Below are 22,460 nucleotides of genomic sequence, written 5' to 3'. Positions count from 1 at the left end.
GCGAACTGCAGGTAACTAAAAAGCCCGGCTTCTGCCGGGCTTTTTTATTACCACTTACCTACAACTTCGAACGTATCTGTTACATCGGCAATACATAAGTACCCGTTACATGAGCGACCAATTCCTGAGGATTGCTCACGGAATAGACAGACACCTCGCATACCACTTGACGACGCCCCAGTTTTAATATTTTTGCCTCTGCCAGAAGGTCCTCCGGCTTGGGCTTGCTGAGAAAGTTAATATTGAGATTGGAAGTAACGGCCATCTCGACATTCTCCAACTGTGCCAGGATCACCGCATACATGGCCGCGTCCGCCAGTGCCATGATGGTCGGCCCGGACACCGTTCCACCTGGACGAACCAGTCGCCCGTGGAACGGAATGCGCGCAAACGCACTACGCCCCTCCAACGCTTCGATACGGAAGTCCATGTCATCCGCCATAGGCAATCCCGCCCGGATGAACGCCTGCACTTGCGCCGCATTCAGTCGACTCACCTTGCTCCTCCGTCTCTACCCGCCGCGCCCTGTACGCAGCCAGACCTGCACCGTACAATGCCCAGCCTATATCCCCTTCGCAACCGACAAAACGGCCAAAGATGCGTACCAGTCAGTACCTGCTTTCCACACTGAAAGAAACCCCTTCCGATGCGGTCGTCATCAGCCACCAGCTGATGCTGCGCGCCGGCATGATCCGCAAGCTGGCGTCCGGTCTGTACACCTGGCTGCCACTGGGTCTGCGGGTACTGCGCAAGGTGGAGAACATCGTCCGCGAAGAAATGAACGCCGCCGGTGCCCTGGAAGTGCTGATGCCTGCCATCCAGCCCGCCGAACTCTGGCAGGAATCCGGGCGCTGGCAGCAGTACGGCCCCGAACTGCTGCGCCTGAAGGATCGCCATGACCGCGACTTCTGTGTCGGCCCGACCCACGAAGAAGTCATTACCGACCTGGCACGCAACGAGTTGAACAGCTACAAGCAGTTGCCGATCAACATGTACCAGATCCAGACCAAGTTCCGTGACGAGATCCGTCCGCGCTTCGGCCTGATGCGTGGACGCGAGTTCATCATGAAGGATGCCTACTCCTTCCACACCAGTCAGGAGTCGCTGCAGGCGACTTACGACGTCATGTACGACGCGTACAGCAAGATCTTCACCCGCCTGGGGCTGGATTTCCGTGCAGTACAGGCCGACAACGGCTCCATCGGTGGCAGCGGCTCCCATGAGTTCCACGTGTTGGCCGGCTCCGGAGAGGACGACATCGTCTTCGGCGAGTCGACCGACTACGCAGCCAACATCGAGAAGGCCGAAGCACTGCCCCGCGAAACCGCTCGCGGCGCGGCCAGCGAAGAACTGCGCCTGGTCGATACCCCCGATACCAAGACCATCGCCGCACTGGTCGAAAAGTTCGGCGTACCGATCGAGAAGACCATCAAGACCCTCGTGGTACATGCCGCCGAGGAAGGCAAGCTGATCGCCCTGATCGTTCGTGGCGACCACGAACTCAACGAGATCAAGGCAGGCAACCATCCGCTGGTGGCCAGTCCCCTGCAGATGGCCAGCGAAGCGGACATCAAGGCCGCCATTGGCGCAGCTCCCGGCTCCCTCGGCCCGCTGAACCTGCCGCTGCCCTGCATCATCGACCGCTCCGTCGCCCTGATGAGCGACTTCGCCGCAGGCGCCAACGTCGATGACAAACACTACTTCGGCGTGAACTGGGAACGTGACCTTCCGGTACCGGAAGTCGCCGATCTGCGCAACGTCGTGGAAGGCGACCCAAGCCCGGACGGCAAGGGCACCCTGGTGATCCGTCGCGGCATCGAAGTCGGCCACATCTTCCAGCTCGGCACCAAGTACAGCGAAGCCATGAAGCTCTCCGTACTGGGCGAGAGCGGCAAGCCGGTTACCCTGATCATGGGCTGCTATGGCATCGGCGTATCCCGTGTAGTCGCTGCGGCCATCGAGCAGAACTACGACGACCGCGGCATCCTCTGGCCAGCCGCCCTGGCACCCTTCCAGATCGCCATCGTGCCGATGAAGTACGAGAACGAAGCCGTTCGCGCCGCCGCCGACAAGCTGTATGCAGACCTCACCGCCGCTGGCTTCGAAGTGCTGCTGGACGACCGCGACAAGAAGACCAGCCCCGGCGTGAAGTTCGCCGACATGGAACTGATCGGCATCCCGCACCGCATCGTGGTCAGCGAGCGCGGCCTGGAAGAAGGCGCCCTGGAATACAAGGGCCGCCGTGACACCGAGTCGCAGAGCGTATCGCTGGCCGACCTGCAGGCGTTCATTACCGCCAAGATCCGCAACTGAGCAGAACGATGTTCCCCCGAAGTACCTCCAGCCTCGTGGCTGCCGCCTTGTGCGGCAGCCTTCTGCTGAGCGGCTGCGCCAACCAGCTGCCGCAACGCAGCGAGCATGAAGAACGAGTCGAGCGCAAACTGCTCGACCACAGCCTGCAGATCGACGTAGGCACTCCCGGCGTACTGGAGCTGCCACAGCGGCGCATCCGCGTGCAGGAGCAAAAGACCTTCGAAGTCACCGAGTTCGAAGTTACTCGCCGGTATGACCGCTACACCCCATATCAGGGCTGGCGCAAGGCTTACGAGATGCCGCTGGGCGTCGTTGCATTCGTCGCCGGCATCGGCGCCAACGTGGTCAACGTCTTTGCCCTCGGCAACCTGCCGGAAAGCGTCACCCACGGCTGGATCCGCTACGGCATCGACGGCATGAACCCGTTCATGAACGTACAGTCCAACGGCCGCGCAGAACAGAACCTGGCGAAGATCGATGAGCGCCAGCTCGACAAGCGTATGGAATACTCGAGCCTGCCCTGGTCCGAACGCCCGGTTACAGTCACTGCCGGCAAGAACTCCCAGGAACTGCTGACCGACCGTCACGGCATCCTGCGCCTGAACCTGCTGGAAGGCCCCTTCAGCGATGAAGAAGTCAGCCGCATCAGTCGCCTGCAGTTCAGCGTCCAGGACCCTCAGGACGATGCTCGTGCGGACGCCAGCCTGATGGTCAGTCGCTCCCTGCGCGGCAAGTTGCAGGAAGCCCATCGCCTGATCTATGACGACCTGGAAGGTGACGACGTGCACCACTGGGTGCATCGCGTGAAGCGCCTCTCCGAGCTAGGCCTGGAAGAGGAAGCCAGCGAGCTGGAACAGAGCCTGATCGAGCTGACCCGCAACGACCCGGAGCTGCAGAAGGAATTCCTTCACAGCCTGATGACCGATGCGGGGCGCCTGGCTGCCGACCCGGGCGCCGCCAGCAACTGAGGCCAGGTCATACTCAGCGACGAACGATGAAGCCGGTGACGCCCTGAGGCGTCATCGGCTCCAGCTCAACAGCGCTCACCTTCGCCTTGACCGGCCCGCGCGCCAGCCACTTCTCAAGTTCACGCACCGCGCCCTCCTCCCCCTCCAGCAGCACCTCGACCCGTCCATCGTCGAGATTGCGTACCCAGCCGTCTATATCCAGCCGTTCCGCCTGCTCCTGAGTGCTCTGGCGGTAGAACACGCCCTGAACCTTGCCGCTGATGTAGCCGTGCAGACAAACTCTCGCCATCTAACGCTTCTCCTCTCGCAGCGCAGACAGTCGTGCCGTAAGGCCGGCGGCCGTCTGCTCACCCAGTAACTGCTCTCGCACCTTGCCCTCAGGATCGATGATGTAGGTTACAGGCAGAGCCTCGCTGCGCGGCAACTCATAGCGCTGCGCCGGATCGTCAGCGAGCACCGTGAAATCGATGCCCATCGTCTGCGCCGATTTGCCAAGATCGGCATCGCGCAGCCCATCGAAATTGACGCCCAGCACACGATACCCCTTGCCCTTCCCCTCCTTCGCCAGCCGATTCAGCTCGGGAATCTCCGTCCTGCAGGGCGCACACCAGTCCGCCCAATAATTAATGACTAGCCACTGGCCATCGATGCTTGCAGCAGGTACTTTCTGTCCATGCTGATCGGTGCCATAGTCCGCCGAGCAGCCAGCCAGGATCAGGCCGGCGAACAATCCAATCAAAATACGGAGCCGCACTCCCATGCCTTCAATCCTCGTGTATGCGGGGTGGTCATGACGCTAAACACATTGCGTCTGGAGGTGCCGGACATCCTCGAAGAGGATTCCGACGCGATGAGCAATCTGGCGGCCGGACTCCTCGAATCTCGCCGCCTGCCTCTGCAAGAAGGACTACAGAAGGCCCTGGGCACACTGTTTCGCCTCAATCGGTGCGCGCTGACCTTACTGGAAAGGCAACGCGCCCTGCAAAGCCTGACCGAAGAATACCGCCACTATTCGCAACTGATTCGCCAGGACAAGCTCCTGCCGGCGCTGTTCGTGCATTTCTGCACCGAACTCGCAGCGGGCTTCAAGCGCCTGCTGCTGCAAATACTGCACGGGCACAAACCATCGCGTCCGCACATGGCATGGTGCCTGTACATGGCGCAGCATTTTCTCGCCCAGGCATTGCTTCGCCACTACCAGCAGTACCAGCAGCCACCGGGCTCGCTCTGGCGCGACAGTCACCTGCTGTACTGGATCGGCGAACATCAGGACTGCCTCGACGAGCCGGTAGCCGCCGCGTTCGACCCGACTCCGGCCGGTACACTGCGCGGCCTATACCAACAGACCTTGCTACTGGCATTGAGCAACCCGTTTCACCTGACCGAAGGCGAAGCCCCGCAACTGTTCAGTGCCCTGGCGTCCCTTGCCGCCCTGGCTCGCCTGCAAGCCTGGGATGAAGAAGAACAGGAGAGCTACCTAGTCGATCTCGGATCGGACCAACCGTGCATCAGCCATGAGCAGGCCGGCGATGCGCCGGCCGAGCAACTGCGCAGGCTTGAGCTTGGCGCCCTACTGATAGCCCTTCACGACCCGGCACCGCTGCGCAAGCTCGACCAGAGCCTCTTGCTGGAGCGCGTTCGCCATCATTGGCTGGGGCATCAGGAACGTCGCCACGAACGATCCGAGCAGAGCGGCAGTTGCCGATTGGTCGTGGGGCTCGCCACTATCCAGCAGCATCTGCTGACCGCCGACACACTCAACTGCTGCCCTGCCACGCTGCTGGACACCAGCCCCGGTGGCGCACGCATCAATTGCCCTGGCAATCGGGCTGGCCAGTTTCCGGTCGGCCAGCTCCTGCTGATCCTGAACGACAACGGCACCCCCACACTGGCCATCGTTCGCTGGCGGCACCTCAACAGCGATGGGTTGCACCTGGGCCTGCGGTACCTGAAAGGGCTTCCCCGTCCGGTCTGGCTGCGCAGAGCGCCCGACGCCCAGCGTCATCCCGGTGTACTGCAAAGCACCCCGGAGCCGGGCAATGGCTGGTACCACGGGCTCTGGCTGCAACAAGGGCACTTCGTGGAAGGCGAAAACCTCTGGCTGCAATTGGCCAGCTTCGACAACCAGACAATCCTGCCGCTACCGAGCGCGAACCTGAGCACGCCGCAAGTATCCCGACACCCTCTGCGCCTCGCCTGAAAGCTGATTTGGGAGACAGGTCACAGCCAAGATCGGCAATAGGCCCGGTTTGCTTGGAAGTGCCTACTTATAATTCGGACAGTTCGCTCGGACAATCCGAAAAATCCACATAGCCGCCTCCAGGCAGCACCACAGAATGCGGAAGGCGCTACGCACGCCTCCCTTCATCGACAGGATCGCCAGATGCAGCCGACCGACCAGCTCGTCAGCAAGGTTCCCAACCATATCGTCACCAGCGCTCGCCCCGCGAACGCATCCAATGGAGGACGACTGGCCGACTACAACGTTGCTGCGTGGCTGCATATGCCCGGCGTGGCGGACCTGCCGGTGAGCCTGCTGATCACCTATCGGGACGGGGAGAAAACTCGGGAAGTGCCGGTGGATCACGGAACAGTGAATGCACAGAGTCGCATTCTGCTGTCAGGCATCGCTCGCTTACCGTTCAACCAGCGCATCGAAGATATGCAGGTAAAGCTGAGAACGGCGATCAACCTGTCGCGCCTGGTCGTCGAAGAGTTGTTCGTGCAAGCAGTCGAGCCGCAGGAAAGCGCCGCGCGCCCGGTCGCGACCAGCCTCTGATCAGCCCAGCTGACGCACCTGGGCTGCCGGCTCGGACTCGACATCCACGGCAACAGGTTTAGCCTCCTCGTGCACCATCGGCAGCAGGGATTCCGGCCAACTGCTGAACTGCAGACCAGTGATTCTATTCAGCCTTTCCAGCGCGCTCTGAGGGTCGCGCTGATGCAGGTGTACTACTTTTTTCTGGTCGTTGTTCATGGGTTCGCTGGCCTTGAAGGAACTTCGGCAGGACATCAGTGTCCTGCCAGAGCCATAGCCAAAAGCGTGCCAATCCTCGACTCGCCATGATTGGCGCGCCCTACGCAATGTACGAAACGTCTTAGGCGTCAGATTCGCCCGAAACTGACGATTTATGTCACTCGGAATGTGACGGCTTCAACCATTCGGCCAGACTGGCGCCAAAAAGTGCCTGCCGTTCCGCCTGGTACTGCTCCAGCGTCTCCCGCAGTGCCGGATACCACGGCTCATCCAGTTCGGCGGGCAGCGCGTCCAGGCACGGCAGCGGCCAGGGGCTGCGATTGAGCAGGTGATGCAGCCGATAGCTGCCCAGGTCGCGACAAAGCACCCACGAGGCGCTCGTGGCACCAACGCGGCAGACCAGTTGCTCGCTCTCCAGGAAATCCAGAATCTCCTCCCACTCGTCCTCCGGAAGCAGCCAGCCAGCGCGATGAAGATGCTCCAGGCGCGTCGGCACGCCGTGCCGCTGCCGATCGAAAAACACCCGCAGTACGCCCAGGATCACCAGCAGGCGCGGCAACGCGCGGCGGCGCCAGAGCCGGGTGGACGACAGGTTGCACACCAACTCCGCGCCGAACAGCACGATCAGCCAGGACAGGTAGATCCACAGCAGGAACAGCGGAACCGTGGCAAAGGCGCCATAGATCAGCTTGTAGCCGGGGAACAGACTGACATACAGGCCGAACAGCGACTTCGCCGCCTCGAACAGAATCGCCGTGAACACCCCGCCGGCCAGCGCATGGCGCGCCGGAACCCGTGCGTTGGGCACCGCCGCGTAGATCAACGTGAACGCCGCGACACTGAACAGCAGCGGCATGAACTTCAACAGCGTAGCCGCCCCAGGTAGCGCGTGCGGCCCTGAGAGCAGCGACAGCGACGTGATGTAGGTGGATACGGCGAAGCCGGTCCCCAACAGCAGCGGACCGAGGCTGAGGATCGCCCAGTACAGCAAGAAGCGAGCGACGCCACGGCGTGGCTGGCGAACCCGCCAGATCGCGTTGAAGGCCTTCTCGATGGTGACCAGCATGGTGAACGCAGTGACCGCCAGGAACGCCACGCCAAGCCAGGTCAGGTGCCGTGCCTGCACGGTGAAATTGCGTAGATAGGCCTCCACCGCCTCCCCCGTGGATGGCACGAAGTTGCGGAACACGAATAGCTGGATGCGCTCCCCCATGCCCTCGAACGCCGGCACGGCGGACAGCATCGCGAACGTTACGGTCATCATCGGCACCACCGCGAACAAAGTGGTGTAGGTCAGCGCAGCAGCGCTGTTGGGAGCCCTGTCGGCGAGAAAGCGCCGGACCAGGTAACGGCCGAACTCGACCATCTCCTGCAAACGTTCGTGCATGAATTGTCCTTTGGGCTGCACTTCTAAATCAGTCCCCGTAGATCGCGCCGCACGACAGCGGTTCAGTCCAGTCCGAGGAGGCGGTTAGAATAGCCGCCACTTCATCGGCCTTGCGAGTCCCGGCATATGAGTAAAATTTCACTGCTCCACAATCCCCGCTGCTCGAAATCCCGCGGCGCCCTCGAACTTCTCGAAGAACGCGGTATCCAGCCGGATATCGTGCGCTACCTGGAAACCCCGCCCAGCGCGGATGAACTCAAGGCCCTGCTCGGCAAGCTCGGTATTCGCGCGCGCCAATTGCTACGCACCGGGGAGGACGAATACAAGAGCCTCGACCTGGCCAACCCGGCACTGAGCGACGACCAGTTGATCGATGCAATGGCCAGCCATCCCAAGCTGATCGAACGCCCGATCCTGATCGTCGGCGACAAGGCTGTGATCGGCCGGCCGCCGGAGAGGGTACTGGAGATACTGCCTTGAGTACGCCCTACATCCTCGTTCTCTACTACAGCCGCCACGGCGCCACCGCCGAAATGGCCCGGCAGATCGCCCGCGGCGTGGAACAGGGCGGCCTCGAAGCTCGCGTGCGCACAGTACCGGCGGTTTCCACCGAATGCGAAGCAGTCGCTCCGGACATGCCCGCCGAAGGCGCGCTCTACGCCACTCTGGACGACCTCAAGGACTGCGACGGGCTGGCGCTGGGCAGCCCGACCCGCTTCGGCAACATGGCTGCGCCGCTCAAGTATTTCCTCGATGGCACCAGCAGTCTCTGGCTGACCGGCGGCCTGGTCGGTAAACCCGCGGGGGTGTTCACCTCTACCGCCAGCCTGCACGGCGGGCAGGAAACCACCCAGCTCTCCATGCTGCTGCCGCTGCTGCACCACGGCATGATCGTCACCGGCATTCCCTACAGCGAACCAGCTCTGCTGGAGACCCGTGGCGGCGGTACGCCCTATGGCGCCAGCCATTTTGCCGGCGCGGACGGCAAGCGCAGCCTGGACGAACACGAAATTACCCTGTGCCGTGCGCTGGGCAAGCGCCTAGCCGAAGTCGCCCGCAAACTGGAGAGTTGAATGGCCCGCAAGAACAAACCGCTGCCGTCGATCGATTGGCTGAAACCCCGGCTGGCCGCCAGCCGCGCCATCGCCCTCGGCAGCTTCATCGGGCTGATTCTGCTCATCGCCATCTGGGACCTGCTGTTCACCGATGCCCACGGTGCCGCCCACTGGGTTCCGTGGGCCGTGCTGGCATTCAAGCTGCTGCCACTGCTGGTGGTAGCCCCGGGCCTGCTGATCGGTAGCGCGCGCGGCCACGCGTGGACCTGCTACGTGATCAACCTGTACTTCATTCTCGGCGTGCTCAACGCCTTCGATCCGAACCACGCCATCTTCGGCTGGGCCGAGATCATCCTCAGCGTCACGTTGTTCTGTTCGGCACTGCTGTATACGCGCTGGCGCTTCCAGTACGACCGTGTGCGATCTGGCGAAGGCCAGCAAGACGCGGCGCAAGCCAGTAGCGTGTGAGGAACACCCCTGGGCTTACCAGCCCAGGGTTTCTTTCAGGAAGGGAATGGTCAGCTTGCGCTGGGCCTGCAGCGAGGCCTTGTCCAGCTCGTCCAGCAGGTCGAAGAGGAACTGCATGCTGCGCGCACCGCGGGTGAGGATGAAGCGCCCCACCTCGTCGGTCAGGTGCAGGCCACGGCGCGAAGCACGCAGTTGCAGAGCGCGAAGCTTCTCCTCGTCGGTCAGCGGGTGCAGTTGGAAGATCAGCGAAAGCGTCAGCCGCGACTTCAGGTCCGGCAGCTTCACCGGCAACTCGCGCGGCGACACCGAAGCCGACAGCAGCAGCTTGCGCCCGGAGTCGCGCAGACGGTTGAACAAGTGGAACAGCCCTTCTTCCCACTCACGCTTGCCAGCCAACGCATCGAGATCGTCCAGGCAGACCAGCTCGCGCTGCTCGAGATTGTCGAAGATTTCCGGACCATACGGCACCAGATCGGCCATCGGCAGGTAGACCGAAGGCTCGCCGAGCTGTTCGGAGCGAATACAGGCCGCCTGCAACAAGTGGCTGCGCCCCACGCCTTCCCCGCCCCAAAGATAGATCAGGCTTTCCGTCCATCCCGCTTCAGGCTCGCATAGACGCTCGACATAGCCGAGCGCCGCAGCGTTGGCGCCGGGATAGTAGTTGGCGAACGTTGCGTCATCACGCAGACGTACGCTTAGGGGGAGCTGCATCGGAGTCATGCGGGCCGGGCGTTTCTTCAATCGCTTGTGGTGGGCCGTGGTGACTGAAAGTTTATACAAATCAGAAGGATGACGCAGCTATTCGGTGCGACTCAGAGCGGCTGCGCGTCCAGCGCGGGCCTGAACCCGCGCCGGAGAAGGGATTCACCAGTGGAAACGCAGGACGTTCTGGCGAGGAGCCGCGGGGTTCGGAACCGGCTGGCCGTTGGCGTCAACCGCCGGCTGGGCCGGTTCGGCAGGCGCTTCCTGCAGACGGGCCAGGGCCAGTTGCGCACGCAGTTGCTCGGGGCTGGCGGTCACCCGATAGACCAGATTTCCACCCTGCACCAACACCAGCTTGGCCCCCAGCGGCTCCAGCAGGCGCGACACCTCGGCATAGCGGGCCAGATCCGCGCCTTCGATCTGCAGTACCTGAGCCGAAGCAGCGCCGGAAGAACCGACAAAACGCTGGGACAGACGCTGGGAAACCGCCAGCATCACCGCATCGGCCAGCGCATCGGGCGTATCGCCCTGGGCCTGCCCCTGCTCGCGGCTGTCGCCCATCCACACACGCCAGTTCGCGCTCCACTTGCCATCGGCTTCCCTGGCGTCCACCGCCAGCAACGCGTCCGCGCCATAGCGCTCGGAGGCAGAAAGCAGCGCATCGGGTTGTGCAGCGTTGAGGTTCTCGGCAGTACCGACCTGCTGCTCGCTCAGATCGGCCATCGGCAGGCGCAGCGGCAGACCGCGGCGCTGAGCGGCGCGGTTGAGCGGCGCGGAAGCCTCCTGGCTATCGCCGACCAGGCTGCTGCCATTGGCGCTTTCATTCAGCCACCACACCAGCACGGACGGACGGCTCGCGCTCCACACAGGCAGACCGGCCTGGCGCAGCGCATTGTCGGTGGCGGTCGGGTCGAAATCGACCACCAGCGCCATCGGCGGACCTTCTTCGTAGCCGTACTGGCTGATCAGTTGTTGCGGATCCTTGAAGTACCCGGCCAGCGCCGGGCTCTGCAGGCCACGCGTATCGCCGGTCAGGCGCTGCACCAGAGTCTGCAGCGCACGGGTCAGGCCAGCGTTGCGTTCGTCCGGTTGCTGGGACGCCACCGGCTCGTGCACCTGGTAGAGGTTGCCAAGCGTTTCAGCGAAGGCGGGCAGGCTGAGCAGCGACAGGCAGAGGATCAACAGGCGGGTGGTCAGGCGCATGGTGGGCTCTCACGGGGGAAATCGGGATGCCGGCCAGCAATCAGACGGCAAGGAAAGGCCTATACCTTAAACAGCCGTCCAGCCAGCGGCAACAGCGCGAGATGGCCGCTGCCGGGCAAGCCTGATAAAATCCCGCGCCTCCCGCGCAGGCCGGGAAGCGCGAACGGCGCGCCCGGCGGCAAGACGAATCATCCCTTCTATAGGCCTGGATTTATGAGCAACAAGCAACCCTCGTTGAGCTACAAGGACGCCGGTGTGGACATCGACGCCGGCGAAGCCCTGGTCGAACGCATTAAAGGCGTCGCCAAGCGTACTGCGCGTCCGGAAGTGATGGGCGGCCTGGGTGGCTTCGGCGCTCTGTGCGAAATCCCGGCCGGCTACAAGCAGCCCGTACTGGTCTCCGGCACCGATGGCGTCGGCACCAAGCTGCGTCTGGCGCTGAACCTGAACAAGCACGACAGCATCGGCCAGGACCTGGTCGCCATGTGCGTCAACGACCTGGTTGTCTGCGGCGCCGAGCCGCTGTTCTTCCTCGACTATTACGCCACCGGCAAGCTCAATGTCGACGTGGCCGCCACCGTAGTCACCGGCATCGGCGCCGGCTGCGAACTGGCCGGCTGCTCCCTGGTCGGTGGTGAAACCGCCGAAATGCCGGGCATGTACGAAGGCGAAGACTACGACCTGGCCGGCTTCTGCGTCGGCGTGGTGGAAAAGTCCGAAATCATCGACGGCTCGAAAGTGGTTGCCGGCGACGCCCTGATCGCCCTACCCTCCTCCGGCCCTCACTCCAACGGCTACTCGCTGATCCGCAAGATCATCGAAGTCTCCGGCGCCGACATCGAAGCCACCCAGCTCGAAGGCAAGCCCCTGGCCGACCTGCTGATGGCCCCGACCCGCATCTACGTCAAGCCGCTGCTGCAGCTGATCAAGCAGACCGGCGCAGTCAAGGCGATGGCTCACATCACCGGTGGCGGCCTGCTCGACAACATCCCGCGCGTTCTGCCCGACAACGCCCAGGCCGTGATCGACGTAGCCAGTTGGAAGCGCCCGGCGGTATTCGACTGGCTGCAGGAAAAAGGCAACGTCGACGAGACCGAGATGCACCGTGTGCTGAACTGTGGCGTCGGTATGGTCATCTGCGTCGCCCCGGACCAGGTCGAGGCCTCCCTCAAGGCCCTGCGTGACGCCGGCGAACAACCGTGGGTCATCGGCAGAATCGACGCCAGCGCCGCCGATGCCGAGCGTGTAGTCCTGAATAACCTGAAAGGCCACTGATGTCCGCTACTTGCAATGTCGTGGTGCTGATTTCCGGCTCCGGCAGCAATCTGCAAGCATTGATCGACAGTCTCGCCGACGCCCCGTCGTCGGCGGTGATCCGCGCAGTGATCTCCAACCGCGCGGATGCCTACGGTCTGGAGCGTGCGCGCCAGGCCGGCATCGAGACCTGCTTCCTCGATCACAAGGCGTACGCCGACCGTGAAAGCTTCGATGCCGCACTGATCCAGGCCATCGATGGTTTCCACGCCGACCTGGTACTGCTCGCCGGTTTCATGCGCATCCTCAGTCCGGGCTTCGTCCGTCACTACCAGGGGCGCCTGCTGAACATCCATCCCTCCCTGCTGCCCAAGTACAAGGGCCTGCACACCCACCAACGCGCGCTGGTGGCTGGCGACGCCGAGCACGGTTGCAGCGTGCACTTCGTCACGGAGGAACTTGATGGAGGACCACTGGTCGTACAGGCGGCAATCCCGGTACAGTCTGACGACACGCCGGAGACGCTGGCACAGCGCGTCCACACTCAGGAACATCTGATCTACCCGCTGGCCATGCGCTGGTTCGCCGAAGGCCGTTTGCGCCTAGGCGAACATGGCGCCATGCTGGATGACGAGCCGCTGGCTGCGTCTGGCTACCCGTTCCGAACCTAGGAGATCCGCAATGCGTAGAGCCCTGCTGTTCCTCATGGCCGTGCTGGCGATGCCGGCGTACGCCCTCGAGCTGCAGCCGTTCGAGGCCAGCTATACCGCCGACTGGAAACAGATGCCGATCAGCGGGACCGCATCCCGCAGCCTGAAGAAAGTCGACGGCAGCCGCTGGGAACTCGACTTCAAGGCCTCGATGCTGCTTGCCAGCCTCACCGAGACCAGTACCTTCAAGCTGGAAAACGACACCTACCTGCCGCTGACCTATCGCTGGGCCCGCGAAGGCCTGGGCAAGAACAAGCAGACCGAGCTCGATTTCGACTGGACCGAGAAGCAGGTGCTGGGGAATGATCGTGGCGACCAGGTCCGCCAGCCGCTGAACAAGGGCCAGCTGGACAAGTCCACCTACCAGCTCGCACTGCAGCATGACGTTGCCGCCGGCAAGAAGAGCATGAGCTACCAGGTGATCGAGGGTACCGACACCGATACCTACGACTTCCGCGTTCTGGGCGAGGAGAAAGTACGCACCCAGGCCGGCCTGATCACCGCCATCAAGGTCGAGCGCGTGCGCGACCCCACCAAGAGCAACCGCAAGACCATGCTGTGGTTCGCCAAGGACTGGGATTACCTGCTGGTCCGCCTGTATCAACAGGAAACCGACGGCAAGGAATACCAGATCATGCTCAAGGAAGGCACCGTGAACGGCAAGACCGTCACCGGCGAGAAAGGCTGATCCACGCACCGAAAACAAAAAGCCGGGCACATGGCCCGGCTTTTTGTTGCCTGCGAATTATGACGCCTTGCGCTTGAAGCGGCGGGAGATCCAGCCGATGGCCAGCGCCGGCACGATCCAGAGCTTCTTCAGCAGAACCAGCAGCATGGCGAACAGCCCGGCCTTGGCCGCCACCTTGCCGGCGATCAGCGCACCCAGGCCATAGGCGGCAACCTTGTCCACGCTCGGGTTGAAGTCGAGGTAGCGGCTGCCTGGATTGAACTCGGCCATCGCCAGCACCTTGCCGACGTTCTTCTCGATTTCCGGCAATTGCTCCATGCTCGCGACGAAGTTGAGCACTAGCACACCTTTGCGTCCCAGCACACGGATGTTGTAGTTCAGCGTGTGTTCCCTGGCATCGCCAAACTGCAGCTCCTTCGCCCAATAGAGTTTCTTCTCCGCCGCGTCATAGCGCGGTGGCGCCGCCCAGCCGATCAGTTGGATCGGCTCGAAACCCTGTTTTTCGCGCTCCGGGTTGGATTCGCGCAGATCACCCTGCATGTCCTTGAGCATCTGGGTGTAATCGATCTTCTCCGCGTCCTCGTCGGACACATAGCCGCTCTCCTCGTACTCAACGGTGACCGCCCATGATTCCTTGTCGAAGGGCGAAATGCCCGCCGGCATCAGCATGCCCAGCGGCTGCTCCTCGCTCGGCGGGTTGCCCCAGGCTTCGAGCACTCGCTCGGCGTCCGCACCATCGAGGAAGACAAAGGAGTCCGGCAGGTCGAAGGTGGCGAGGTTGTCACCGACCACCACCTTACCCTTCTTAAAATGCAGGCTGGCGACGAAGGCTTCGGGGCTCATCTTCTCCTGCGAATCGCTGGCAACTACCGGTGTAGCTCCGGGGGCTTCGCTCTGCTCCGGAGCAACGGGAGCCGCGAAGGTCGGTGCGGCAACGGACTGGGCGAGCAAGGCGATGAGGAAAAGGGCTTTGCCATCCATAGAAGGAAATCTCCTGAGTCGATGCGTGATTCCGGACGCCTGATGCGACACCGGGGGACAGAATTGTCGCATCGAGCCATCGCTATCTGTAACAGGAAATTTCCTAAGTACTGCACCGCACACATGAAAAGGCCGGGCATATCCCGGCCTCTCTGTCACACGACAAGCTCACGGCTGGCTGGCGATTGCCTTCTCCACCGCCGCCTGCAGCTCGGGATCATCCGGCTTGGTCAGGCTGGAGAACTCCGCCACCACCTTGCCCTGGCGATCCACCACATACTTGAAGAAATTCCAGCGCGGCACCTGATCGGCCTGGGCCGCCAGGTCCTTGAATAGCGGGATCGCATCGTTGCCGCTTACAGGCTGTACCGACGTCATGTTGAAGGTGACGCCATAGTTGCCGTAGCAGACCTTGGCCGTCTCCGCGGCATCGGCCGCCTCCTGCTTGAAGTCGTCGGACGGCACGCCCAACACCTCCAGGCCCTGGTCCTTGTACTTCTGGTAAAGCGCCTCCAGCCCCTTGAACTGGGGCGTAAAGCCGCAGTGGCTGGCGGTATTCACCACCACCAGCGGCTTGCCCGCATACAGCTCGCAGAGATCGAGCACATCCTTGGAACGCAACTTGGGCAGTTCACCCTGAGTCTTGAGCAACGCCGGGCATTCGGCAGCCTGTGCCGCCAGTGGCAACAGCAGGGTCAGGGCAAGCAGGGAAACACGAGTGTGCATGGCGATAGTCCTCGAATCATCCCGTCACGCTACGCTGCGCGGCGCACCTCAGCAACTGCCCATGCCCAGTTGCATCAGCGCCAGCCCGCCGCGCTGCCAGCCCCACCAGGCAAGGCCGGCCAGCGCAAGCAGCAGCACCAGCAGCAGGGCAATCATCAGCGAGCGCTTCACACCGCCTCCAACGCGCCGGGACGCTGCACCGGGCGTTCGCGCACCGGCCAGTTGAGCAGGCCAGCCAGCAGGCTGAGCAGGATGGAAATCTGCCAGACCAGATCGTAGTTGCCGGTATGGTCATACACATAGCCGCCCAGCCAGCCACCGAGGAAGGCGCCGATCTGGTGGAACAGGAAGGTGATGCCGCCGAGCATCGACAGGTTGCGTACACCGAACAGCGTGGCCACCGTGCCATTGGTGAGCGGTACGGTCGACAGCCACAGCAGCCCCATTGCGATACCGAAAAGGTAGGCCGTCCACACCGTCAGCGGTGCCCACAGGAAGGCGAGAATCACCACGCCGCGCAGCAGGTAAAGGGCGGTAAGCAGCCTGGGCTTACTCATGCGCCCACCGAGCCAGCCGGCGATGTAGGTGCCAAACACATTGAACAGCCCCACCAGCGCCAGCACCGTGGTGCCGACCGAGGCCGGCAGGTGACGGTCCACCAGATAGGCCGGCAGGTGCACACCGATGAAGACAACCTGGAAGCCGCAGACGAAAAAGCCCAGCGACAGCAACCAGAACCCCGAGTGGCCGACCGCCTCGCGCAGTGCCTCGCCAAGGGTCTGCTCATGCCCCTGCATCGGCAGCGGCTTGTCGCGCATCAGCGCCGCCAGCGGCACGATCAACGCCACCAGCAGACCAAGCGCGAGCAGTGCGGCGGACCAGCCGAGCCAACCGATCAGCCCGAGCGTACCCGGCAACATCGCGAACTGGCCGAAGGAACCCGCTGCCGCCGAAATGCCCATCGCCATGCTGCGCCGCTCCAGCGGTACCGCGCGTCCCACAGCGCCGAGGATCACCGAGAACGACGTGCCCGACAGGCCGATGCCAATCAGCAGCCCCGCGCTCAGCGACAGGCTGAAAGCCGAGTCGGAGTACCCCATAAGCACCAGGCCGATGGCATAGAGAATGCCGCCCACCAGCACCGTGCGCATCGCGCCGAAGCGGTCGGCAATGGCGCCGGTGAACGGCTGGGCAATACCCCAGATCAGATTCTGCAGGGCGATGGCGAAGGCGAAGGTCTCGCGCCCCCAGCCGAACTCCGCACTCATCGGCGCCAGGAACAGGCCGAAGCCGTGGCGGATGCCCAGGGAAAGGGCGAGGATCAGGGCGCCGGACAACAGTATCCAGAATCCCGTACGCGACAGCTTCGACATCACTTGCTCCTGTGCGGGTATATACCCGCTTCTAATCGGTATTTCGCCCTGCACGCAGGCGGCAGCTAACTGTCCAGCGTAGCCAGCTCGTCCAGCAGGGCTTCCAACTGGCGGCGCTTGTCATCGCCCAGGTGGGCAGCCACATCCTGCTGAGCCGCGTCCCAGGCCTCGCGGCCACGCATGATGCGTTCGAGACCGGCCGGCGTAAGCACCACAATGCGGTTACGCAGATCCGCTCCTTCGTCCAGGCGCACCAGGCCCTCACTCTCCAGCGGTCTGAGATTGCGCCCGAGGGTACTGCGGTCCAGGCCCATTGCATCGGCCAGGTCGGAGATGCTCGGCTGCTCCAGCCGTGACAGGTGCCGTAACAGGGAGAATTGCGCAGTCGTCAAGCCGACGCCCTTCAAGGCATCGTCGTAAACGCGAGTCACCGCCCGGGCCGAGCGGCGCAGCTTGGTGCAAAGGCATTGGGTCGTCAGCATGAATGCGTGTATATACCCGCAACCAACGGATCGTCAATGGCCGGCGCAACCGATTGTCCCATCTGCCAGCACCTCGCGTTGAAACAGCCAAGGGCATCGCACCGGGCCAGCCGTATAACTGCGGCCATCCAGCCCCGCGCCGTCGACGGGGCGCATCACGGCCCGAGGTTCCCGATGCCCGTCTACAAAGCTCCGCTGCGCGACACCCGATTCCTCCTCAATGAAGTCTTCGACTTCCCCAGCCACTACCAGAACCTGATCAACGGCGGCGAAGCGACCCCGGACATGGTCGACGCCATCCTCAGCGAATGCGCAAAACTCTGCGAGGAAGTGATCGCCCCGCTCTACCACAGCGGCGACGAGGAAGGCTGTCACCTGGAGAACGGCGAAGTACGCACGCCCGCAGGCTTCAAGGAAGCCTATGACGCTTACGTAGCCGGCGGCTGGCAGGGCCTTTCGCATCCGGTGGAATACGGCGGCCAGGGCCTGCCGATGAGCCTGGGCGCGCTCAAGCAGGAAATGATGGGCACCGCCAACTGGCCATTCTCCATGTATCCGGGCCTGTCGCTGGGCGCGATGAATACCGTCATGCAGCACGGCACCGAGGAGCAGAAGCAGACCTACCTCACCCCGCTCACCGAAGGCCGCTGGGGTGGCACCATGTGCCTCACCGAGCCGCAGTGCGGCACCGACCTGGGCCAGGTGAAGACCCGCGCCGAAGCCAACGCCGACGGCAGCTACGCCATCACCGGCACCAAGATATTCATCTCCTCCGGCGAGCACGACCTCACCGAGAACATCGTGCATATCGTCCTGGCCAGGCTGCCCGACGCACCGAAAGGCACCCGCGGCATCTCCCTGTTCATCGTGCCGAAATTCCTCCCCGGCGAGTCTGGCAGCCTGGGTCCGCGCAACGGCGTGACCTGCGGCGCGCTGGAAAAGAAAATGGGCATCAAGGCATCCGCCACCTGCGTGATGAATTTCGACGGCGCCACCGGCTTCCTCATCGGCGAGCCGAACAAGGGCCTGGAATGTATGTTCACCTTCATGAACAGCGCGCGTATCGGCACCGCCATCCAGGGCGTGGCCACCGCTGAACTGGCCTACCAGGGCGCGCTGGCCTATGCCCGCGAACGCCGTTCCATGCGCGCCCTGTCAGGCACCAAGGAGCCGAGTGAGATCGCCGACACCCTCATGCACCACGGCGACGTGCGGCGCATGCTGCTCACCCAGAAAGCCGTGGCCGAAGGCGGCCGCGCGCTGATCTACCTGGCCACCCAATACGCCGACAAAATGATCCAGGGCCTGCTCACCAACGACAACGCCGAGTACGACCGCTGGGACGACAAACTCGGCTTCCTCACCCCGATCCTCAAGGGCTGCCTGACCGAACTGGGCCTGGAGAGCGCCAACCTCGGCATGCAGGTGTTCGGCGGCCACGGCTACATCAAGGAACACGGCATGGAGCAGATCGTCCGCGATGCGCGGATCGCCACGCTCTACGAGGGCACCACCGGCATCCAGGCACTGGACCTGCTCGGCCGCAAAGTGCTGCTGATGACCCAGGGCAAGGCCGTGCGCGACTTCACTGCACAGGTAGCGAAGTTCGCCGTGGACCTGCTGAAACGGGAGCCAGCCATGCGCGGCCGCGCGCTCACATTGCTCAAGCTATGCGCGCAGTGGAACCTGCTGACCCTGCGCATCGCCCTCACCGCCCGCAAGCAGCGCGACCTGGTGAGCACCGCCAGCCACGACTACCTGATGTTTTCCGGTTACGTCGCGCTGGCATACGCCTGGGCATTGCAGGAAGCGGCGGCGCGCAAGCGCCTGCGCCAGGGTGGCAGCGAATCGAGCGACTTCTACAAGGCAAAGATCGCCACCAGCGACTTCTATTTCGCCCGCCTGCTGCCCCGCGCCAAGGGCCACGCATCGGCGATGGCCAAGCCAGTACGGTCGGTGATGGGCCTGAAGACAGAGCACTTCGCCTTCGATTGACCGGCTGGATCGAATCCGACGGCCCGGACGCTAACCCGTCGCACCTCGCAGTATGGCGATCCGGGACTCAAACGGCTCATCCAACGCTGAGCGCATGCCCCATTACGGGTTATTCGCCCAGGGGACAATGAATACAGCGAGCAAGACAGTTGCTCTCACAGAGGTATGCCGGAACCGGATCAGAGCGCCAGCGCCACCAACACCGCGCACTCGATCAGCTCCACCATAGCCCCGGCGGTATCCCCCGTGGTACCGCCCAGGCGCGCGATGAAACGGCTGCGCAGCCAGACGAAAGCCACCAGAGCAACCGCCAGCGCCAGCATTCCACTGAGCCCCAGCAGCACCATCAGTGCAGCATTGCCGGCCAGTACCCAGGGCATGGCATCGCGCGGCAAATGATCGGCCAGCGCCTGGCCCAGGCCACCTCGCCGCGCGTAGCCGGTGGTGAAGAACAGCAGTGGCAGCGCACAACGCGCCAGCCACGGCGCCAGCAGCAACGCCCAGTGCTGATGGCTGCCGAGGATCGCGGTGATGGCGGCGAACTTCAGCAGCAGCACGACGACCAGCGTAACCACCGCCGCCGGCCCGCAGCGCGGATCCTTCATGATCGCCAGGGTGCGCTCCCGGTCGCCCAGGCCACCGATCCAGGCATCCGCCGTGTCGGCCAGGCCATCCAGATGCAGTGCCCCGCTGATCGCCACCCAGACAGCCAGCAGCAGCGCGCCCTGCAACAGCAGGTGCACGCCGCCGAGCAACTCGCCCAGCCCCAGCAGTACCGCGCCGATCAACAGGCCCACCAGCGGATAGAACAGCGTCGCCCGGCCGAACTGCAACGGCGTAGGCATATGCGCCAGGGGCACCGGCAGGCGGGTCAGGAACTGCAGCGCAACCAGTGGCAGGCACCAGTCGCTGAGCGGCTCGACGGGCACGCGCTGCTCCGCCTCGCGCACCGGCTCCTCGGGTTCCTCTCGCCTGGGTTGATGTCCGCTCATTGCCGCTCCGTAGGCTGGATTCGCCAGCCTTCGCCATCACGCGTCACTTCCAGCGACAGATACTCGCCGTGGGCGACCGCCACCTCCAGCAGGCGCCGCGCAGGCAAACCGCCAGCCAGCGCACCGAGCAGGCGCATCACACCGCCGTGGGTCACCACCAGCACCGTCGTGCCCGCATGCGCGTGGTACAGCCGCTCCAGCGCATTGAACACACGGGCTTCGAAAGCTTGCAGCGGTTCGCCGCCGGGTGGCGGGAACGCGTAGGGATCGGACCAGAAACGCCCCAGCGCCTGCGCATCACTCTCCATCAGAGTAGCTGGCGAAATGCCTTCCCAGTGGCCGAAGTCCAGCTCGCGCAGGTCGCCATCCAGGCTCAGCGGCAAGCCGTGGCGCGTCGCAAGCTCCTCGGCGAACGCCGCGCAGCGCCGCAGGGGCGAACTGACCAGAGCCGACCACCGGCATGTCTCGCCGACCGACGCGCGCATCTGCGACCAGCCAGCCTCGGTCAACGCATCGTCCAGGCGCCCGCGAAAGCCACCGCCCAGCTCGGTTTCGCCGTGGCGCAACAGGTGCAGGTGCAGCGTCATGCCGGACGATCCGAAACCGCCGCTTCGGCGAACGTCGCCATCCCACTGTGCAAGCGGCAGGCCTGGCGCAGCAGCGGCACCGCCAGCGCCGCGCCGCTGCCCTCCCCCAGCCGCAGGCCAAGGTCCAGCAACGGCTGGGCGTCCAACGCCGAGAGCACCCGATCATGCCCCGGCTCCGCCCCTGCATGGGCGAACAGCAGCCAGTCGCGACAGCCCGGATTCAAGTGTGTCGCGCACAACGCGGCGGTACTACAGATGAAACCATCCACCAGAGTCGGAATCCCCTTCTGCGCGCAGGCCAGGTAAGCGCCGACCAATGCGGCGATCTCGAAACCGCCCAGGCGGCACAGCGCCTCGAATGGCTCGTCGCAATGCACCCGGTGCAGCTCCAGCGCACGCTCGATCACCTCCACCTTGCGCGCCACACCCTGCGCATCCAGCCCGGTGCCGGGGCCCACCAGCGCCTGGGCCGGCTCGTCCAGCAGCGCACAGGCCAGCGCGGCAGCAGCGCTGGTGTTGCCGATCCCCATCTCGCCGCCGATGAACAGCTCGCTGCCGGCCTGCTGCGCCCGACGCACCGATTCGCGCCCGGCCTCCAGGGCGATCAGGCATTGCGCGGCCGTCATCGCCGGCTCACGGGTAAAGTTCGCGGTGCCCGCGCCGACCATCAGATGCCGCACGCCAGGCAGCGGTTCCAGCGGCGTCGCGGTGCCCAGGTCGATCACTTCCAGGCGTGCATCCAGATCGCGCGCCAGCACGCTGATCGCCGCGCCGCCGCGTACGAAATTGCGCAACATCTCCACGGTCACCGCCTGCGGATAGGCCGACACACCCTCCGCCACCACGCCGTGGTCGCCAGCGAACAGCGCGAACCAGACGTGCTCCAGCGATGGCCGCTCGCGGCCTTGCAGCCCAGCCAGACGCACGGTCTCGTCCTCCAGGCGGCCCAGCGCGCCACGTGGCTTGGTCAACTGGTCCTGACGCGCGGCGGCCTTGTCCTGTGCCACGCGGTCGATCGGCTGACAGCCCTGCAGCCACCATTGCAGACTCATAACGCTTCCCCTTTCAGAACCATCGGCAGGCCGGCGACGGTGAACACTACCCGCTCGCTGATTTCCGCCAGCGACTGATGCAGCCAGCCGGCCTCGTCCACGTACCGGCGGCTCAGTTCGCCCAGCGGCACCACGCCCAGCCCGGTTTCATTGCTGACCAGAATGGTCCGCCCCGGCAGGCGCGGGAGAATCTCCAGCAGGGCATCGATCTCGCTCCGCAGGCGCCAGCCGTCCTCATGCAGCAACAGGTTGGTGACCCACAGCGTCAGGCAGTCCACCAGCACGCATCGCTGTGGATCGGCCAGTCGCTCCAGCGCATCAGCCAGTGCCAGCGGCTCCTCCAGCAGCCCCCACTGCGCAGGACGGCGTTCGCGGTGCTGGAGGATACGCGCGGACATCTCGCCATCGCCGGCCTGTGCCGTCGCGACGTAGGTGACTGGCAGGCCGCTTTGCAGCGCCAGGCGCTCGGCCAGGCGGCTCTTGCCCGAACGGGCGCCGCCGAGGATCAGTTCAAGCATGGATTCTCGCTCCTGCGAAAAGCAGGCTT

At 64.0% G+C, this 22,460-nt stretch carries 27 protein-coding genes; 11 read left to right on the top strand and 16 right to left on the bottom strand.

The genetic code is table 11. The features are described 5' to 3' along the window. Positions 1-79: 79 nt before the first annotated feature. A complete protein-coding gene (locus OU419_RS08410) occupies positions 80-487 on the bottom strand; it encodes a PaaI family thioesterase (RefSeq protein ID WP_254471808.1) in 408 nt (135 codons plus the stop codon). A 110-nt stretch (positions 488-597) separates the two neighbouring features. On the opposite strand from OU419_RS08410, the gene OU419_RS08405 reads away from it, so the two are divergent. Next, a complete protein-coding gene (locus tag OU419_RS08405) occupies positions 598-2,313 on the top strand; it encodes a proline--tRNA ligase (protein ID WP_254471463.1) in 1,716 nt (571 codons plus the stop codon). Positions 2,314-2,321: 8 nt separating this feature from the next. Next, positions 2,322-3,281: a hypothetical protein gene (locus OU419_RS08400; RefSeq protein ID WP_254471464.1), complete on the top strand. Its 960-nt coding sequence runs from the start codon at positions 2,322-2,324 to the stop codon at positions 3,279-3,281. Between the two features lie 13 nt (positions 3,282-3,294). On the opposite strand, the gene OU419_RS08395 is transcribed toward OU419_RS08400, so the two are convergent. Beyond that, positions 3,295-3,570: an acylphosphatase gene (locus tag OU419_RS08395; protein ID WP_254471465.1), complete on the bottom strand. Its 276-nt coding sequence runs from the start codon at positions 3,568-3,570 to the stop codon at positions 3,295-3,297. Next, on the bottom strand, positions 3,571-4,041 hold the full coding sequence (locus OU419_RS08390) for a TlpA disulfide reductase family protein (RefSeq protein ID WP_254471466.1): 471 nt from the start codon (positions 4,039-4,041) through the stop codon (positions 3,571-3,573). Between the two features lie 30 nt (positions 4,042-4,071). On the opposite strand from OU419_RS08390, the gene OU419_RS08385 reads away from it, so the two are divergent. Both OU419_RS08385 and OU419_RS08380 read left to right on the top strand, forming a co-directional pair. Next, positions 4,072-5,481, top strand: coding sequence for a PilZ domain-containing protein (locus tag OU419_RS08385; RefSeq protein WP_254471467.1), 1,410 nt, complete (start codon positions 4,072-4,074; stop codon positions 5,479-5,481). 183 nt (positions 5,482-5,664) lie between these two features. After that, positions 5,665-6,060 (top strand): hypothetical protein, encoded by a 396-nt coding sequence (locus tag OU419_RS08380; RefSeq protein ID WP_254471468.1) that lies wholly within the window; start codon positions 5,665-5,667, stop codon positions 6,058-6,060. Here the strand turns inward: OU419_RS08380 and OU419_RS08375 are convergent, their stop codons facing one another. After that, the gene (locus OU419_RS08375) at positions 6,061-6,294 is read right to left on the bottom strand and encodes a hypothetical protein (RefSeq protein WP_408004931.1); all 234 of its coding nucleotides are present in this window, start codon (positions 6,292-6,294) and stop codon (positions 6,061-6,063) included. A 121-nt stretch (positions 6,295-6,415) separates the two neighbouring features. Next, the gene (locus OU419_RS08370; RefSeq protein ID WP_254471470.1) at positions 6,416-7,645 is read right to left on the bottom strand and encodes a YihY family inner membrane protein; all 1,230 of its coding nucleotides are present in this window, start codon (positions 7,643-7,645) and stop codon (positions 6,416-6,418) included. 126 nt (positions 7,646-7,771) lie between these two features. Here OU419_RS08370 and arsC point away from each other — a divergent pair, with 126 nt between their 5' ends. From arsC to OU419_RS08355, 3 genes are read left to right on the top strand one after another with little or no spacing between them, the layout of a single operon-like run. After that, positions 7,772-8,125, top strand: a complete 354-nt coding sequence (gene arsC / locus OU419_RS08365; RefSeq protein ID WP_254471471.1) for an arsenate reductase (glutaredoxin) — start codon at positions 7,772-7,774, stop codon at positions 8,123-8,125. Continuing rightward, positions 8,122-8,718, top strand: a complete 597-nt coding sequence (gene wrbA / locus OU419_RS08360; protein WP_254471472.1) for an NAD(P)H:quinone oxidoreductase — start codon at positions 8,122-8,124, stop codon at positions 8,716-8,718. The genes arsC and wrbA overlap by 4 nt, the downstream gene beginning before the upstream one ends. After that, positions 8,719-9,168 (top strand): DUF2069 domain-containing protein, encoded by a 450-nt coding sequence (locus OU419_RS08355; RefSeq protein WP_254471473.1) that lies wholly within the window; start codon positions 8,719-8,721, stop codon positions 9,166-9,168. 15 nt (positions 9,169-9,183) lie between these two features. On the opposite strand, the gene hda is transcribed toward OU419_RS08355, so the two are convergent. Both hda and OU419_RS08345 read right to left on the bottom strand, forming a co-directional pair. Then, positions 9,184-9,888 carry a DnaA regulatory inactivator Hda gene (gene hda / locus OU419_RS08350; protein WP_254471474.1) on the bottom strand — a complete coding sequence of 235 codons (705 nt, stop codon included), beginning with the start codon at positions 9,886-9,888 and terminating at the stop codon, positions 9,184-9,186. Between the two features lie 144 nt (positions 9,889-10,032). Beyond that, on the bottom strand, positions 10,033-11,073 hold the full coding sequence (locus tag OU419_RS08345; protein WP_254471475.1) for a DUF2066 domain-containing protein: 1,041 nt from the start codon (positions 11,071-11,073) through the stop codon (positions 10,033-10,035). 213 nt (positions 11,074-11,286) lie between these two features. Here OU419_RS08345 and purM point away from each other — a divergent pair, with 213 nt between their 5' ends. Genes purM through OU419_RS08330 form a run of 3 tightly spaced genes read left to right on the top strand, consistent with a single transcriptional unit; the run spans position 11,287 to position 13,725 of the window. Continuing rightward, a complete protein-coding gene (purM, locus tag OU419_RS08340) occupies positions 11,287-12,348 on the top strand; it encodes a phosphoribosylformylglycinamidine cyclo-ligase (RefSeq protein ID WP_254471476.1) in 1,062 nt (353 codons plus the stop codon). Further along, entirely contained in the window at positions 12,348-12,998 is a 651-nt protein-coding gene (purN, locus tag OU419_RS08335) for a phosphoribosylglycinamide formyltransferase (RefSeq protein WP_254471477.1), read from the top strand. The genes purM and purN overlap by 1 nt, the downstream gene beginning before the upstream one ends. A 10-nt stretch (positions 12,999-13,008) precedes the next feature. After that, positions 13,009-13,725, top strand: coding sequence for a DUF3108 domain-containing protein (locus tag OU419_RS08330; RefSeq protein WP_254471478.1), 717 nt, complete (start codon positions 13,009-13,011; stop codon positions 13,723-13,725). Between the two features lie 57 nt (positions 13,726-13,782). On the opposite strand, the gene OU419_RS08325 is transcribed toward OU419_RS08330, so the two are convergent. From OU419_RS08325 to OU419_RS08305, 5 genes are all read right to left on the bottom strand, one after another. After that, the gene (locus OU419_RS08325) at positions 13,783-14,706 is read right to left on the bottom strand and encodes a DUF2167 domain-containing protein (RefSeq protein WP_254471479.1); all 924 of its coding nucleotides are present in this window, start codon (positions 14,704-14,706) and stop codon (positions 13,783-13,785) included. A gap of 168 nt (positions 14,707-14,874) precedes the next feature. Then, complete coding sequence (locus OU419_RS08320) at positions 14,875-15,432, bottom strand: glutathione peroxidase (RefSeq protein WP_254471480.1); 558 nt, start codon at positions 15,430-15,432, stop codon at positions 14,875-14,877. Between the two features lie 48 nt (positions 15,433-15,480). After that, positions 15,481-15,603 carry a hypothetical protein gene (locus tag OU419_RS08315; RefSeq protein WP_268173363.1) on the bottom strand — a complete coding sequence of 41 codons (123 nt, stop codon included), beginning with the start codon at positions 15,601-15,603 and terminating at the stop codon, positions 15,481-15,483. Further along, the gene (locus tag OU419_RS08310) at positions 15,600-16,796 is read right to left on the bottom strand and encodes an MFS transporter (protein WP_254471809.1); all 1,197 of its coding nucleotides are present in this window, start codon (positions 16,794-16,796) and stop codon (positions 15,600-15,602) included. The genes OU419_RS08315 and OU419_RS08310 overlap by 4 nt, the downstream gene beginning before the upstream one ends. Positions 16,797-16,870: 74 nt before the next feature. Then, entirely contained in the window at positions 16,871-17,287 is a 417-nt protein-coding gene (locus OU419_RS08305; protein WP_254471481.1) for a MarR family winged helix-turn-helix transcriptional regulator, read from the bottom strand. Positions 17,288-17,461: 174 nt separating this feature from the next. Here OU419_RS08305 and OU419_RS08300 point away from each other — a divergent pair, with 174 nt between their 5' ends. After that, positions 17,462-19,282 carry an acyl-CoA dehydrogenase C-terminal domain-containing protein gene (locus tag OU419_RS08300; protein WP_254471482.1) on the top strand — a complete coding sequence of 607 codons (1,821 nt, stop codon included), beginning with the start codon at positions 17,462-17,464 and terminating at the stop codon, positions 19,280-19,282. Between the two features lie 179 nt (positions 19,283-19,461). On the opposite strand, the gene OU419_RS08295 is transcribed toward OU419_RS08300, so the two are convergent. From OU419_RS08295 to cobU, 4 genes are all read right to left on the bottom strand, one after another. Further along, entirely contained in the window at positions 19,462-20,127 is a 666-nt protein-coding gene (locus tag OU419_RS08295) for an adenosylcobinamide-GDP ribazoletransferase (protein WP_254471810.1), read from the bottom strand. Positions 20,128-20,270: 143 nt separating this feature from the next. Then, a complete protein-coding gene (gene cobC, locus OU419_RS08290; RefSeq protein WP_254471483.1) occupies positions 20,271-20,861 on the bottom strand; it encodes an alpha-ribazole phosphatase family protein in 591 nt (196 codons plus the stop codon). Then, positions 20,858-21,913, bottom strand: coding sequence for a nicotinate-nucleotide--dimethylbenzimidazole phosphoribosyltransferase (cobT, locus tag OU419_RS08285; RefSeq protein WP_254471484.1), 1,056 nt, complete (start codon positions 21,911-21,913; stop codon positions 20,858-20,860). Before cobT ends, cobC begins: the two co-directional genes overlap by 4 nt. Continuing rightward, on the bottom strand, positions 21,910-22,431 hold the full coding sequence (gene cobU, locus OU419_RS08280; RefSeq protein WP_254471485.1) for a bifunctional adenosylcobinamide kinase/adenosylcobinamide-phosphate guanylyltransferase: 522 nt from the start codon (positions 22,429-22,431) through the stop codon (positions 21,910-21,912). The genes cobT and cobU overlap by 4 nt, the downstream gene beginning before the upstream one ends. Positions 22,432-22,460 lie beyond the last annotated feature (29 nt).

It is taken from the genome of Pseudomonas triclosanedens, from assembly GCF_026686735.1.
Classification (GTDB): domain Bacteria; phylum Pseudomonadota; class Gammaproteobacteria; order Pseudomonadales; family Pseudomonadaceae; genus Pseudomonas; species Pseudomonas triclosanedens.
The sequence above is the reverse complement of the archived record's forward strand: the minus strand, read 5'-3'. Positions and strand labels throughout refer to the sequence as shown.